This window comes from Mucilaginibacter lappiensis (assembly GCF_050433765.1).
GTDB classification, from domain to species: domain Bacteria; phylum Bacteroidota; class Bacteroidia; order Sphingobacteriales; family Sphingobacteriaceae; genus Mucilaginibacter; species Mucilaginibacter lappiensis_A.
Window position 1 is genome coordinate 123505 of the sequence record NZ_JBNPWP010000004.1, and the last position, 14194, is coordinate 137698.

General features: G+C 39.8%; 16 protein-coding genes. 8 read left to right on the forward strand and 8 right to left on the reverse strand.

Annotated features, from left to right (window positions below):
- The first annotated feature begins 7 nt into the window (after positions 1 to 7).
- The 7 genes from yajC to M2273_RS13820 all read left to right on the forward strand — a co-directional run bounded on the left by yajC (position 8) and on the right by M2273_RS13820 (position 4961).
- On the forward strand, positions 8 to 334 hold the full coding sequence (gene yajC / locus M2273_RS13790; RefSeq protein WP_429397727.1) for a preprotein translocase subunit YajC: 327 nt from the start codon (positions 8 to 10) through the stop codon (positions 332 to 334).
- A 136-nt stretch (positions 335 to 470) separates the two neighbouring features.
- Complete coding sequence (locus M2273_RS13795; RefSeq protein ID WP_429397729.1) at positions 471 to 1418, forward strand: CdaR family protein; 948 nt, start codon at positions 471 to 473, stop codon at positions 1416 to 1418.
- 102 nt (positions 1419 to 1520) lie between these two features.
- On the forward strand, positions 1521 to 2117 hold the full coding sequence (gene coaE / locus M2273_RS13800; RefSeq protein ID WP_429397731.1) for a dephospho-CoA kinase: 597 nt from the start codon (positions 1521 to 1523) through the stop codon (positions 2115 to 2117).
- Positions 2117 to 3055, forward strand: coding sequence for an MBL fold metallo-hydrolase (locus tag M2273_RS13805; RefSeq protein WP_429397733.1), 939 nt, complete (start codon positions 2117 to 2119; stop codon positions 3053 to 3055). The genes coaE and M2273_RS13805 overlap by 1 nt, the downstream gene beginning before the upstream one ends.
- On the forward strand, positions 3056 to 3235 hold the full coding sequence (locus tag M2273_RS13810) for a DUF5522 domain-containing protein (RefSeq protein ID WP_429397734.1): 180 nt from the start codon (positions 3056 to 3058) through the stop codon (positions 3233 to 3235). It begins immediately after the preceding gene.
- Positions 3236 to 3319: 84 nt separating this feature from the next.
- Positions 3320 to 3769, forward strand: a complete 450-nt coding sequence (locus M2273_RS13815; RefSeq protein WP_429397736.1) for a MarR family winged helix-turn-helix transcriptional regulator — start codon at positions 3320 to 3322, stop codon at positions 3767 to 3769.
- A gap of 283 nt (positions 3770 to 4052) precedes the next feature.
- Positions 4053 to 4961 carry a DUF4238 domain-containing protein gene (locus M2273_RS13820; protein WP_429397738.1) on the forward strand — a complete coding sequence of 303 codons (909 nt, stop codon included), beginning with the start codon at positions 4053 to 4055 and terminating at the stop codon, positions 4959 to 4961.
- A gap of 75 nt (positions 4962 to 5036) precedes the next feature.
- Here the strand turns inward: M2273_RS13820 and M2273_RS13825 are convergent, their stop codons facing one another.
- From M2273_RS13825 to M2273_RS13860, 8 genes are all read right to left on the reverse strand, one after another.
- Positions 5037 to 6020 carry an aldo/keto reductase gene (locus M2273_RS13825; protein WP_429397740.1) on the reverse strand — a complete coding sequence of 328 codons (984 nt, stop codon included), beginning with the start codon at positions 6018 to 6020 and terminating at the stop codon, positions 5037 to 5039.
- A gap of 310 nt (positions 6021 to 6330) precedes the next feature.
- Positions 6331 to 7413: a family 10 glycosylhydrolase gene (locus tag M2273_RS13830; protein ID WP_429397742.1), complete on the reverse strand. Its 1083-nt coding sequence runs from the start codon at positions 7411 to 7413 to the stop codon at positions 6331 to 6333.
- Between the two features lie 6 nt (positions 7414 to 7419).
- Positions 7420 to 8571 (reverse strand): carbohydrate-binding family 9-like protein, encoded by a 1152-nt coding sequence (locus M2273_RS13835; RefSeq protein WP_429397744.1) that lies wholly within the window; start codon positions 8569 to 8571, stop codon positions 7420 to 7422.
- On the reverse strand, positions 8571 to 8975 hold the full coding sequence (locus tag M2273_RS13840) for an EVE domain-containing protein (protein WP_429397746.1): 405 nt from the start codon (positions 8973 to 8975) through the stop codon (positions 8571 to 8573). Before M2273_RS13840 ends, M2273_RS13835 begins: the two co-directional genes overlap by 1 nt.
- A gap of 164 nt (positions 8976 to 9139) precedes the next feature.
- Positions 9140 to 9523, reverse strand: coding sequence for a hypothetical protein (locus tag M2273_RS13845; RefSeq protein WP_429397748.1), 384 nt, complete (start codon positions 9521 to 9523; stop codon positions 9140 to 9142).
- A gap of 130 nt (positions 9524 to 9653) precedes the next feature.
- Positions 9654 to 9869 (reverse strand): hypothetical protein, encoded by a 216-nt coding sequence (locus M2273_RS13850; RefSeq protein ID WP_429397750.1) that lies wholly within the window; start codon positions 9867 to 9869, stop codon positions 9654 to 9656.
- A gap of 346 nt (positions 9870 to 10215) precedes the next feature.
- Positions 10216 to 10497 carry a hypothetical protein gene (locus tag M2273_RS13855; RefSeq protein WP_429397752.1) on the reverse strand — a complete coding sequence of 94 codons (282 nt, stop codon included), beginning with the start codon at positions 10495 to 10497 and terminating at the stop codon, positions 10216 to 10218.
- Positions 10498 to 10827: 330 nt separating this feature from the next.
- On the reverse strand, positions 10828 to 11199 hold the full coding sequence (locus M2273_RS13860) for a SnoaL-like domain-containing protein (RefSeq protein WP_429397754.1): 372 nt from the start codon (positions 11197 to 11199) through the stop codon (positions 10828 to 10830).
- A 279-nt stretch (positions 11200 to 11478) separates the two neighbouring features.
- Between M2273_RS13860 and M2273_RS13865 the strand changes: the two genes are divergently transcribed.
- On the forward strand, positions 11479 to 13803 hold the full coding sequence (locus tag M2273_RS13865; RefSeq protein WP_429397755.1) for a family 20 glycosylhydrolase: 2325 nt from the start codon (positions 11479 to 11481) through the stop codon (positions 13801 to 13803).
- Positions 13804 to 14194: the final 391 nt, after the last annotated feature.

Consider the following 14194-nt stretch of genomic DNA (forward strand, 5'->3'; position numbering starts at 1 on the left):
TTAAAAAATGATAGCAACTATTTTATTACAAGCAGCACCAGCATCTGGAGGTTACGGCATGTTAATTCCTATGGTATTAATTATCGTAGTGTTTTACTTTTTCATGATCCGCCCGCAGGTTAAAAAGCAAAAAGACCAAAAGAAATACGTAGAGGAACTAAAAAAAGGTGACAGGGTTGTTACAACCGCTGGTATACACGGTAAAATCATCGACATTAACGATACCACTTTTTTAGTTGAAGTTGATAACGGTAAGATCCGTTTTGATAAGTCGGCTATAGCTTTAGATGCTTCAAAAGCGTTAAATGCTCCGGCCGCCCCTGTAAAAAGCTAATTAAAGCTAAAAGCATAAGGCTAAAAGCCTAAAGCTAAGAATAGCTCATGTATAACAGCCAAAAGCTGGAAGTTGAAAACAGTTAACCGCTTTTTTTGCTTTCAGCTTTTGGCTTTAAGCCTTAAGCTTAATAAATATGGCAATAGTAAAATTATCAGCAACAGAACGAAGGCGCTTATCGGCATTTTTCACCTGCCTGGTGCTGGCTGTTTTAGCTTGGGTGTTTACTACGCTATCCAACGTATATAGCTACTCTGTGCAGGAGGTGCTTACCTACAAAAACGCTCCGCAAAAACGTGCTTTTCATTCCTTACAGCCCGATACGGTTAAGGCCACCGTACAGGGTACAGGCTGGCAAATGCTGTTTTCTGGAATGAATAAAGAAAGCAAGCCTATTACTATTGACCTGGCTACGCTTGAAAACCGAAATTATGTAGTGCTTAGTTCCCAGCTAAAACAAATTAACATTAACAAGGAACTGACCCAACCCATTATATCTATTGATCCTGATACCCTGTATTTTGATTTTACAAACAGGCTGGTAAAAAAGGTTCCGGTACAGCTTATGCTGAGCCTTAAATACCGCAAACAATTTGCTGTATCGGGCAATATAGTTATTAAACCAGCCTATATAACGGTGAGCGGCCCTACAGGCCGGTTAAAGGAAATAAGTTTATGGAAAACCGATTCGCTGCAAATGCAGGAGGTTGATGAAACTATAAATACCCGGATAAACTTACAATCGGTAAAGGAGGGTAATTTAAATGTATATCCTAAAACTGTGCAGGTAATTGTGCCGGTTGATGAGTTTACTGAAAAAACTTTGGATCTGCCTGTTAAGCTAATTAACAATCATAATTATGATAATGTAAAGGTTTTTCCACAGCGGGTTAAAGTGACATTTACTACAGCGCTAAGCAGGTACCCTGATATGAACGAAGACCTGTTTGAGGCTACTGCCGACCTTGATCTTTGGCGCGACCACGATTACAAATCACTCCCGGTGAAGCTTACACGCGTCCCTCCGTTTTGTAAAATTGTAAAGGTAAGTCCGGCAAATATTGATTTCATCATAAAAAAATAATGCATGGCAGGAGTAAGGATTTTTGATAAAAGAGTAAGGATATCAAATCTTTTATCTTTGCTCCAAAAGTCATTGATCTAAATTTCAACCCGTAAAAAAATAATGCTTAAAATAGGTTTAACAGGTAATATAGGCAGTGGCAAAACTACAGTGGCAAAAGTATTTGAGCTTTTGGGCATACCCGTTTTTTATGCCGATGATGAGGCCAAAAAAGTAATGGTAACTGATGAGCTATTGATCGATTCCATAAAGCAAACCTTTGGGGCGCAATCTTACTTTGAGCATGGTACGCTTAACCGTAAACATATTGCAGGCATTGTTTTTAATAACGAAGCTGAACTTAAAAAACTGAATGCCCTGGTACACCCAGCTGTTTTTAGGGCCTTTGACAATTGGATATTAACTATAAAAACGGCTCCTTATGTTATTAAAGAGGCTGCCCTGTTATTTGAAAGCAGCTCATACAAAATGTGCGACCGCAGTTTACTGGTTTCAGCACCATTGGAGAACCGGATTGCTCGTGTAATGCAGCGCGACGGAATTTCACAAGCCGAAGTAGAAAGCCGTGAGGCACGCCAATTTCCCGAAGACCGAAAAAAACAACTGGCTGATGACATCATCATCAACGACGACCGGCAGCTGGTAATTCCGCAGGTGCTGGCTTTGCACAAGCTTTACTTATCACTTGCAAAAAATTAATGATACTTGACGATTTTGTTCTGATAGATGATAAGGGCCTGTATTGCAAATACGGCGATTTTCATCTGGATCCTAAGCTGCCTGCAAAAACGGCGGTTATTACACACGCGCATGCAGATCATGCTGTAAGCGGCAATAACGAGGTATACTGTACCAGGGCAACAGCCACCATTATGCAGCTACGTTATGACCGTACAGCGGCTAAGATTTTCAATATAATTGGTTATAACCAGCCGTTTAATATTGGGCCGGTAACTATAACCCTGATCCCTGCTGGCCACATGCTGGGCTCGGCGCAGGTATTAATGGAGTATGAAGGCGCCCGGTACCTTTATACCGGCGATTATAAACTACAGCCCGATGCCACCTGCGAACCTATTGAATGGGTTACCACGGATGTATTGATCACCGAAAGCACCTTTGCCGATCCTGCCGTTATACATCCTGATCCGGTTGCCGAAATACAAAAGATCAATGCTATCAAAACCAATATCCTGTTAGGGGCTTATGGCCTGGGCAAAAGCCAGCGCCTCATAAACCTGATAAGTACTTATGCCCCGCAAAAAAAGATCCTGGTACACCATCGCATTATGCCTATTAATGCCATTTATGAAAAGATGGGTTTTGCATTGGGTGCCCACCAAATTTATGGCCGTAAGCTCATGAAAGTGCAGGATGAATTTGTGTATATCGTTCCGCCGTTTACATTTGATAGCTATATCAGGGCTACCGGTGTTACCCGCCTGTTTGCCTCAGGCTGGAAAAACCTGCAGGTTAATCAAAAGGATACCCTGTTTATATCAGACCATGCCGATTGGAATGATATTTTACAAACCATAACCCGCACCCAACCCAAACAAGTGTGGACATTGCATGGCGATGGCAGGCATTTAAAAAGTCATTTTAATAATGATATTTTTGTAAAACTGCTTAATTAAATGCTACAGGAAGGTGTTGACTATTATATAAATGAGGATGGCAACTTTGTATTTACAAAGGAGTACCATTTAAAACGTGGTTATTGTTGTAAAAACAAATGCCTGCATTGCCCCTGGGATTATGGAAAAACTGACCAATCAGCAGATCAGGACTCTCCTGATAAAAACAATATTGTATAATTAATCGTTCAAAGTGTGCACATTACGGTTAGTGCAAATTAAAAATAATTGAACATATTTGCATCTTATTGATTGTTACATACTATGCGGATTGACGACGAAATACAAAGCACAAATTTTGAAGATAACTACCATAAAGCGGCAATTAACATTGCATACACCGCCGGCTGGTTAAGTAATTTCTTTAAATGTCACTTTGATAAATTTAATCTTACTCAACAGCAATTTAATATTCTGCGGATATTAAGGGGACAATACCCCAACCCAGCAACCATCAATCTGTTAAAAGAACGTATGGTTGATAAAATGTCTGACGCATCGCGTATTGTTGACCGCCTTATCCAAAAAGAACTGGTTTCGCGCTGTACCAATAATAAAGACAGGCGGGCGGTTGATATACGCATCAGCGAGCAGGGCCTGCAGATCCTCTCAAAAATGGATGAAGAATTTAGGACCAAAGACTTTCTGAAAAACAACATGAGTGAAGAAGAAGCCGCCGCACTAAGTGACCTGCTTGATAAGTTGAGGGGATAGTTTTTTGAGGAGTTTTGAGGTAAAAGGGCAAAGGTTAAAGGCCAAAGGTTTCTTGTAATAATAAAAAAACACGTCATTGAGGAAGCAATCTCTTTAGGACAAGTGGCTAATCTATATAAGACGGGCCTGTCATCCTGAGCCTGTCGAAGGATCGCGCGGAGAAGCCTCCCACCATGCTTCGACAGGCTCAGCATGACAGCCTTTATTTTTTTAACCATACATAGAGTTACCTTATCCTTCTAATGACAAAATCTGTATAAGAATAAGTATATTTAATGTTGTTATGAACCAGCATTATTTACCAGAGTGTTATCTTAAAGAGTTTTGTAATAAAAAAGGACATTTTTATAGTATCGATAATGAATTGTTAACTAAAGGCATTCTTCCAAAGCCAAGAATAACTTACCCTAAAGAAGCATGCAAACAAAAAGACTATTTTACCATCACTCCTCAATTTAAAGAGATTTATCCAAGATTTAAGGACTTGGATGCTTTGTATTTGGAAAATAAATTTAAAACTTATGAAGATTGGTATCCAAAACTCCTAACTACTTTAAAAAGTGGACAACCCGGAATAACTTTTAATGATGCCGAATTTCTTTTACACGTTTTGACTGATTTTAGGGATAGAAATTTATTTTTCAGAGACAATTCTGTACAAGTTAAAAAGAATACATTGAATAAGATGCTTGCAGAGGAAAAGCATGGCACTCATATTCTAAGCTCGAATGATAAGGAAGATATCGAAAGAGTACTAAGTGATCCCCACTTTAATAAGAACTCACATTTATTGACTTTAATACTAAAATATCATTCAAAACAAGACGAAAATGGTGATTTATTTAAATTATTAACTTCAAAGTGGTGTCTTTGTATATCAGATAATAAGTTTATTACCTCTGACAACCCTGGATATTTCATTCACAATGGTAGATACTTATATGAATTACCAAACGTGGATTTTTCTTTTATTATGCCGATTACACCTAATTTATGTTTGTATATAACAGATCATGTTGCTGACTTAGATTCATTTAGAAATTCGTATAAGACCATAGATTATATAATTGCTGACGAAAATGTTCTTGATATCTACAATCGAGGATTAACATATCATATGAACAGATATTTATATGCGGAAAGCATTGATGCTATCACACTTTTTACGAGAACAATGAGAACCAACATTTAATATTATCAACATTTACAACAGTAAATGCATATTGATAATCATATTTATACTAATTTATCAATCTAAAGTATTCGCTTAAAAATGCCCCCTTATTTTATCGTAAATCTCCGCATCATACAAATCCCTTAACTGCTGATGAACGGCCGGCGATAAATGCGGCAATTTTGATGCCTCCACATTACTGTTAACCTGTGCCACTTTTGATGCGCCTGGTATTACAGTGGTAACTTCGGGATGATCGAGTATCCACCTGATGGCCCATTGCGGCATACGGGTATCAGGTAATAGTTCCTTTATTTTATCTGATAGCTTTACACCCTCATTAAACTCCATGCCCGAAAATGTTTCGCCGGCGTTAAATGCATCGCCATTGGCATTATAGTTACGATGGTCGTTTTGAGCGAATTGGGTTTGTGAATTAAACTTGCCGGATAGTAACCCGCTGGCTAAAGGTACGCGCACAATAATAGCCACTCCCCTATCCGCGGCTTTGGTAAACACTTCATCGGCTACGTGCTGCCTGAACAGGTTAAATATGATCTGTAACGACGCTAAACCTTCCTGCTCCAGGCAAATCAATGCTTCTTCAGAAGTTTCAACACTGGCGCCAAAATGCGTGATGAGCTTTTGCTGCTGTAAGCTGCGTAAATGATCAAACACTTTGCCCGAGCGCATTTCATCCGTAGGGATACAGTGCAGCTGTTCTAAAAACAAACGCGGGATATCCAGGTGTTTCAAAGAATCTTCGGCCTGGCGCTTCATGGCATCATAGGTAAAATTCTGCGGCCATCCGTTTGGGGCATCGCCACGCCTGCCAAGCTTGGTAGCTACATAAATAGTGTGATCAACCGTTTTTAAAAATTTGCCTATAACCGTTTCGCTTACACCCATGCCATATACATCGGCAGTATCTAAAAAATTACCCCCGGCATTTGTATAGGCCCTTAAAATGTTTATGGCATCATCCTCATTCACATTGCCCCAATCGGCGCTGCCCAATTGCCAGGTACCCAATCCAACTTCGGCTATTGCAGTACCTTTAAAATCCCTGTAGTTCATAGTTTTTGTAGCAGTTGTTGCAGTGGTAAAAGTACAAAGCCGTTTTGATAATCAAAACGGCTTTGTTGAAATGAGTAGCACTAATCGATGAATTGACTCACCCGACCATCGCAACGCTCGGTCACCCTCTCTTCGCCTGCGGTGGAAAGAGGGGAAAAAAGAAAATGAAAACGCGTCATTGCGAGGCACGAAGCAATCTCTATGCTATACAGAGTCGCTCTGTAAGTCGGGGATTGCTTCGTGCCTCGCAATGACGCGTGTATATGTTGATATCGGGAGTCTTCGTCGCTATATTTCAAATACCCCTAACTCAGGCTTTAAATCCGCTCGTTTCCTGTTTTAAAATATCCAGAACAGATGGTGTAACCCTGCCAAAGAAGGATACGCCCGAGGCGCCGTTCTTTAAAGCATATTGTATACCCGACCGTACTTCTTCGTCATTATTAAAATCGGAAAGATAAAGGCCTGCATACAGTGGGAATTTGCCGGCCAAAAAGTGAATCCCTTCTGCAACAGCATCGCCTATCCAGCTTACACCTTCTTTATAAAAACCGTGGTATATCATGGGGCATACGCCATCCAGCTTAAAGTTTGTCCAGTCCTGACGCACATTGCGGCGCGCAACTTCGGGAGTTGGGAATACTGCCGCCGTAATTGGTTTTTTATGCTGATGCGCTACAGCCGATATGCTGTTTACTACGCGGATAATATTGCCATACCTGAACAAGCGCCATGAAAGGCTTGCCTCCGGGTATTGAATTGCTTTAACGTCCTGGTTATAATGCTCCTTAAACTTAGCCTGGCAAACTTCGCAATAGCAATAATCATACTCGGGCAGCTCTTTGGTTTGTTCAATTTTGTATTTATCCCAAAGGTTTACAGGCAGCACCACATCGCAATAACGTACATAATCCAGGTGAATACCATCTACATAATCTTTAGCCAAAATTTTATCAACCGTATCTGTCAGGTATTTCTCCACTTCAGGGCGCGACGGGCAAAGCCAGCGGTAATACTTTACATAAGGTGGTTTATCTGCGCATGAATCGCCGTTACGGTTTTTGCTGTACCATTCCGGGTGCTCGGTAACCATTTCGGCCCGGTTAAAGGTCCATATCCAGCGATGTGCTTCAATTCCATGGGCCTTTGCAGCGCGAAAATGCCTTTCACTATCGTTCTCAAAAAATATCCCGGTGATGCCAGCAGCTTTATAAGCCGTGTAATTGGTTTTAAGATCATCGTCAGTATCCTTTAAATTAGGATTTATCCAGATCCAGTTTTTTATAACCTTCTTTTTATTGCTTACAACAACTGGCGAAGCCTGGCCTTTTATTGGTAATTGCGATGCAACAGTGGCTAACAGACCAGCTTTTAAAAATTCGCGCTTATTCATAGCTTTTTAATGATTAGTATTTAAAGGTTCAACAAGCCCATCCTGATTTATGGTATAGGTTATTTTATTTTCCTCATCGTTAATTAAAGCCATAAACTGACGCTTAGTGGCTTCAAGCCGTAAGTTATTAAATTTTTTTAAAATGTTACAACCACTTTCAATACCTAATTCTTTTAATGATGACGCGTACTGCTGATTTTTCCTGTACCACTCTTTTTGCCGGTAATAAATAAGCCATAAATATTTTTTTTGCTGCTCGGCATAAGGCATCTCAAACACTACATCATCGGCTGTATGGTTACTGAACAGCAGATAACCCCAACGCTCTGGGTAATGCATATTAATTACCCCCTGCGATGACCATACCCAGTTATGCTCAGGCAGGTCGCGCCCCGAAGCCGCATCTTTTAATTTTACATTTTGCCCGTTTTGTACCTGTGTATCATATTCTACCCTCGAAAAATTGATGCGCCACAAAGTACCATGCTGCGGAATGGCAGCTTTAAAACCGGGATTAACAGATTTGAACGGAATAGCCATTTCAACCGTCCACCCTTTGTCGGTATCAGCAGGGTCATTCAGCGTGCCCTGTATTTTAACCGCGGTACGCAAACCATGTGCATCCCAGCCTGGTACCGCACCACCCTGGTTACGGTAAGGCTTGTTTAAATACAGATCAAAAATGGTATTTATAGCATTAACCTCAATTTCATAATAACCGTGGGTAGTATTTACCGGATCAATAAATAGCTCAAAATCATTATCCCTGAAAACTATATCATCATGTTTTTTTAGCGTGGCCCACACCTGCGGATCATATATCCGGGCGGCCACATACAAACAGCTATCGTCCCAAAGCATTTTGATGTTGGTTTGCATCGATGGTTTAGGCTTCAGGTCACCTTCAATATCCACAAAATCATTTGTCCATTTACCCTGTTGCCATATAGCCTCATCAATATCACCATCAATTACCGGCGCAGTGGCTATATGCTTTACTACGTAGTTTTCAGGAACGGTAAATAAGTTTTCCAGTCCTTTAAAGGCATCCTGTGCTTTTGCCGCGCCTGAAGTAAAAAACACGGATACAATTAAGCCTGTCTTGATCAAAGACAGGCTTTTTAATTTAAAATTTTGCGGAAAGGATAATGTGCTCATTAACTGCCTAATTCTAATATACGGTCAAATTCTTCGCGTTTTAAACCCATTACTGATAAGCGTCCCTGCCTAACCAGGCCTACATCTTTTAATTGTTCATCAGCCTTGATTACTTCTAATGTTACCGGGTTTTTAAGGGTTTCAACCGGCGACAGGTCGACCACTACCCAGTTCGGATCGCTGGTGGTAGGATCCTGATAGGCCTCTTTTACCACTTTGGCAATACCCACCACGGCTTTACCATCATTACTGTGATAAAACAGTACCAGGTCGCCCTCTTTCATCAGCCTTAAATTATTGCGGGCCTGGTAATTGCGCACACCATCCCAAAAGGTACGCCCATCTTTATTAAACTTTTCCCAACTATACTTTACGGGTTCTGATTTTACAAGCCAATGCTGCATAAGTTAATCTGAATTATATAAACTTTATAGGTGTAAAGATGTTAAAAAGCACTGATAAAACAGAACAGGAGTTTGTAAAAACGGGGTTAACTTGCTGCTTAGCTCAAACTTATTATTGGAAAGACGGTAAATATGAATCAGTTACCACCGGCGATTGATAAGTTCTATAACTCAACCTGTATTTCTTTCCAATCAATAGCTCCCTGAACATCGATCAAACAATTTTTACTGTTTAAAAGTCCGGTAACTGTTTTGAATGTTCCGCTGGCGTAACATTTACCATTCATTTCTTTCAACTCTTTAATGATCACCACCTCGTTGGAATAACCTGCAGATAGTTGGTTGATTACCAGGTTAGAATAAGTAAATACGAAACCCTTATCCGGCTTTGAACCATATAACAATTTTACTTCCATATTAACATAAATTTTATGGCCAAGGTAAGTTACGGTATCCTTGTACCGGTTAAGCACTGGTGAACTGGTTTGGGCAGACACCAGTGTAATCATACCAGCTATTAAAATGAGCGAAAGAATCAGTTTTTTCATACGTATTTTTTTAGCTAAAGCTATGATAAAAAAAGCCTTCAAAGGTTTAACCCCGAAGGCTTTTAAAAGCACATTTTTATCCTTAACAGCTATCATATGTCAATCGGTCAATTTTGAGGCTATAGATCATTTAACCATTCCGCGCCCGAACATTATATCGAATAAGTTCAATAACTAAATCTTCTAAAAATTTGATTTTATTTTGCATTAAAATACTCGCAGAGAGCTTTTTATCAACCCGCATATCGTTTAATAAGTTGATTAACAACTTTTCGTAAGCAAATAGGGTTGCTTTACCTGTAAACTTCAAAAATAATTTATCATCATTTTTCTTGGATAATGGCATGATCACATTAAAAAATTTAAACCCACTGAGGAATTTAAAATCAATTGGGACATTAATCATATAGGCTAAAAATTAAGTATCGGCTAAAAAGATAGATCAGGAATAGCAAGAATAGTCTTTAACAGATCAGGAATAGTTTTAGAAAAACTCAAATGTTATTTGAGTTAAATATTATTAAAAAAAAGCAAATCACTTATGCCAGGTTAGCATAACCAAAAATGTGTATTGTATTATTTAATATGTGATATGTGAGGTATATATTTCTAAGGTAATTAATATTATTTATTAGAAAACTAAAAAATAACTATTGATTAAATATTGTGTAATTCTTAACTGGAACGTTCGGTTATTGATGATTTATAAAATCAGATAGTTTACAACTGATTAACTCCAACATTAAATTTTCGCAAAATCTAACCCTATTTTGCAAGCCAATATTACTGGAAAGTGATTCATCAGCTTTCATTTCAGCCATTAAATCAAGCAGTTCAAGTTGATAATTAAGACAAGCCTGGGCATTTATAAATTCTAATATTAATTTGTTGGATTTTTGTTTTGAAGGAGGAAAAGGTATACTAAAAATCCCGTATCCATCACGGAATTTTATATCTATGGGAACATAAATCATAAGGGGCTATCGGCTAATAAAAATGAAAGGGATCGACTAAAATTCTTATAAAAATAGACTATATTTATTTAATTATCAATTAATTAAATATTATAAAAATAAAAAAAGTATATATTATCTTACGCCTCTCCATTTTAGCCAATAACAAAACGGCTTAAGTTTATAATAAATATGCCTTAACAGCATATCAATCGGCTTGTTTAACTTACAGGGCAATGGCTTGGCCCTAAACCTAATAAAATAGCGGAATACCAGATTCAAATAAAAAAATCCCCTGACAGGCGTCGCGGGGATTTTTAAGTTTATAATGGGGAGATTTTGTGCAACTTATCAGTTTGCCTGGGGTATGTCATAATGGAACCGCTCAGAAACAATTTTTCCGCCTTTAACCTGGTAAACGCAAATCTCGTTCATCATGCTTCTGCCCATTCCTTTATAGGTTACATCCATATCCATAGCGCAGGTAAAAAATTCGCCGGTTACAATAGGATCTGAAACAGAGCCGCTGTGTACCTCTTCAACCATAGCATACCACTGGTTTGTTTTATCTAATACAGCATCCTTACCTTCTGTAAATTCCATAGGTGAGCCTTTAGGCTCATGACTTACAATATGATCTGCATAAAGCTCGTTGATAGCTTCTACATTTTTACCTTCACGACAAAGCTGTATCAATTTGTCGGCTACCTCTTGTGTGTTCATAATTTATAGTTTTTAATTGGTGGTTCGTTATGATAAAGTTATTGATAAAAAAATCAATATCACAAGCGAGGTATTTTAAATTTAGATTAACATTTGTTAATCTTTAGTTACATATCCCGAAGGCGTTAATCAAGATTTTTTTTGATTGGCGTATCGGGGCGACTCACCAAACCTCTATTGTCAATTATTTGTTACATAAACCATTATTGTGAACGTTAAATTATTATAAAGTATTTTAGCGGGGAACAATCCGGTTTATTCATCTTCTTTTCCTTAATCATGAATCAAAACTATAGCTCCCGATTAAAGTCTCTGTTAATTATCACTTGTTTCCTGGTATTTGCATTCCAGGTTAAAGCACAAACGCCCGTCGATGATCCGCATATGGGTATCATCCCCGCCCCTGCTTCCATAACTAAAGCTACGGGTACCTTTGTATTCAGTCAGCTAACGCTGATCAAGGCAGATAATATTAAAGACAGGAACATTGCTTTTTTAAAAGATTTCCTGTTAAACAACAGGCACTTTAATAACAAGCTATCAAAATACAATTCCAGGATCAGATCAAATAAAGGCACATGGCTTGTAATTACATCAAAAGGAGCGGCCGCACTACCAAAAGAAGGCTATAAATTAACTATAACCCAGCGGAGGGTAACCATTATTGGAAAGGGTGCCGGTTTGTTTTATGGCATTCAATCCTTTATGCAACTGTTCCCTGTTGAAACATCAGGCACCGAAAAACTACCCTGCCTAACCATTGAGGATTCACCCAGATTTGGATACCGTGGTATGATGCTGGACGTTTCACGTCATTTTTTCACCGTGCCGCAGGTTAAAAAAGTTATTGAGCTCATGGCGGCTTATAAGCTGAACAACTTTCACTGGCATTTGGTAGATGGCCAGGGATGGCGCATCGAGATCAAAAAATACCCTAAGCTAACACAGGTTGGGGCTTACCGCATGCAAACCATGTTTGGCAATAACCGCGACTGGCCCGACTCCCTATCGTACGGCGGTTATTACACCCAGGACGAGATTAGGGATGTAGTGAAATTTGCTGCTGCCCGTTATATTAATGTTATCCCTGAAATTGAAATGCCTGCCCACTCTGAGGCCGCGTTAAGGGCTTATCCCGAATTAAAATGCCAACTGCCTGCCGATAGTAAAGTACCTGCAAGGGAGGTAAACAACATATACTGCCCTACTGAAGAAACATTTACTTTCCTGGAGAATGTACTGACCGAGGTAATGGAGCTTTTCCCGAGCAAATTCATTCACATAGGCGGCGATGAGGCCAACAAAGAGCCGTGGAAAGCATCGGCATTTTGCCAGGCTTTGATCAAAGAAAAAGGTTTAAAAGACGAGCACGAACTGCAAAGCTATTTTATACAACGGATAGAGAAATTCCTGAACTCAAAGGGCCGCAGTATTATTGGTTGGGACGAGATATTGGAAGGCGGTCTGGCACCAAATGCCACTGTAATGAGCTGGACAGGCGAAGAAGGCGGAATTGCCGCTGCACGTCAAAAGCATAACGTGATCATGACCCCGCAAACCACCGGTAACTATTTTGACCATTATCAAAGCGGTTCGCCACAGGAGCCGGTATCATTTGGCAGGTACGCGGCTTTGGATGAAACCTATAACTATGACCCGGTTTCGAAAGAGCTGACACCCGAAGAGCAGCAATACGTAATAGGCACCCAGGGCAACCTGTGGACGGAATATGTACCAACTGTAGCCAAACTACAGTACCAGATACTGCCTCGCCTGTTCGCGCTATCAGAAGTAGCCTGGAGCAAGCCAGAAAACAAGGAATATACTAACTTTTCGGAAGTGCGGCTGGCTAAACATTTTGCCAGACTTGATGCTATACACTATAACTACCGCGTACCAACCGCCTTACCTATTATTGATACCGTGTTTTTTGGCGACAAGTTTACCTTCGCGCCAAAATCTGTTGTGCCGGGCGCTAAAATTTACTACACGCTTAATGGCCGCGATCCGCTGGATACTGACCTCGAATATGTGTCACCTATTACCATCTATGTTCCGGCTAACGAAAAAAGAGAATTTAAAACCAGGGTGATCACCCCATCGGGCCGCAGAAGTATTGCCACCCGCACGCTGATGTGTAACAGAGCGTTAATGCCCGCAGTAAATTATAACGCAAACAAACCCGGCTTAAGCTGTAAAATGGTAAAAAGTAAATTTACTGTACCCGATCAGCTGGATTTCGCCACCGCTAAAGACTCCGTAATAGTTGATAAGCTAAATGCCGAAACACCTAAGAAGGATAATCCACACTTCGGTATGTTGTTCGATGGTTACGTAAATGTTCCGGCTGATGGGGCCTATAACTTTACACAGTCTTCTTATACCGATACACAATTATTTATTGACGGTGAAAAGATAACCGAAAGCGAAAGTGCTTTGCCACTGGCAAAGGGGTTCCATAAAATTAGGGTGAAATACATTTATAACGCCCCTATACCGGTACCTGGTTCGTACCGTACAAGGCAAACTCCCCTCCGGATTTTAGTGACAGCGCCGGGATCATTGGAGAAAAAGGAATTTGATGCAGCAATGCTGTTCAATTAATCCGATTTATTACCGAGAAATAAGTCCGTTAGATTAATCTTAACGGACTTTTTCTTTTCATTGCTTCCCCACGGGAGGGGCGCGGTTGGCTTGTGCTGTGGCAGGGAGGGGTTTCTACGTGTGGTTCTTGTCCGCGCACTCCATAACTTCTTAATTTGTCATGCTGAACAAAGTGAAGCATCTATTCTACACTATACCTGTTTACGTATAGATCCTTCGTTCCTCAGGATGACAATTTTATTTTATGATTTTAAAAACGCCTTCCTTCCGCCGCAGGCGAAGAGAGGGTGACCAAGCGTAGCGATGGTCGGATGAGTCATCTCGCCGACATCCAATTCATCACCATTAGCATCAAATAAGCCTAATTTCTTACAATCAATTTTCTTTTGAT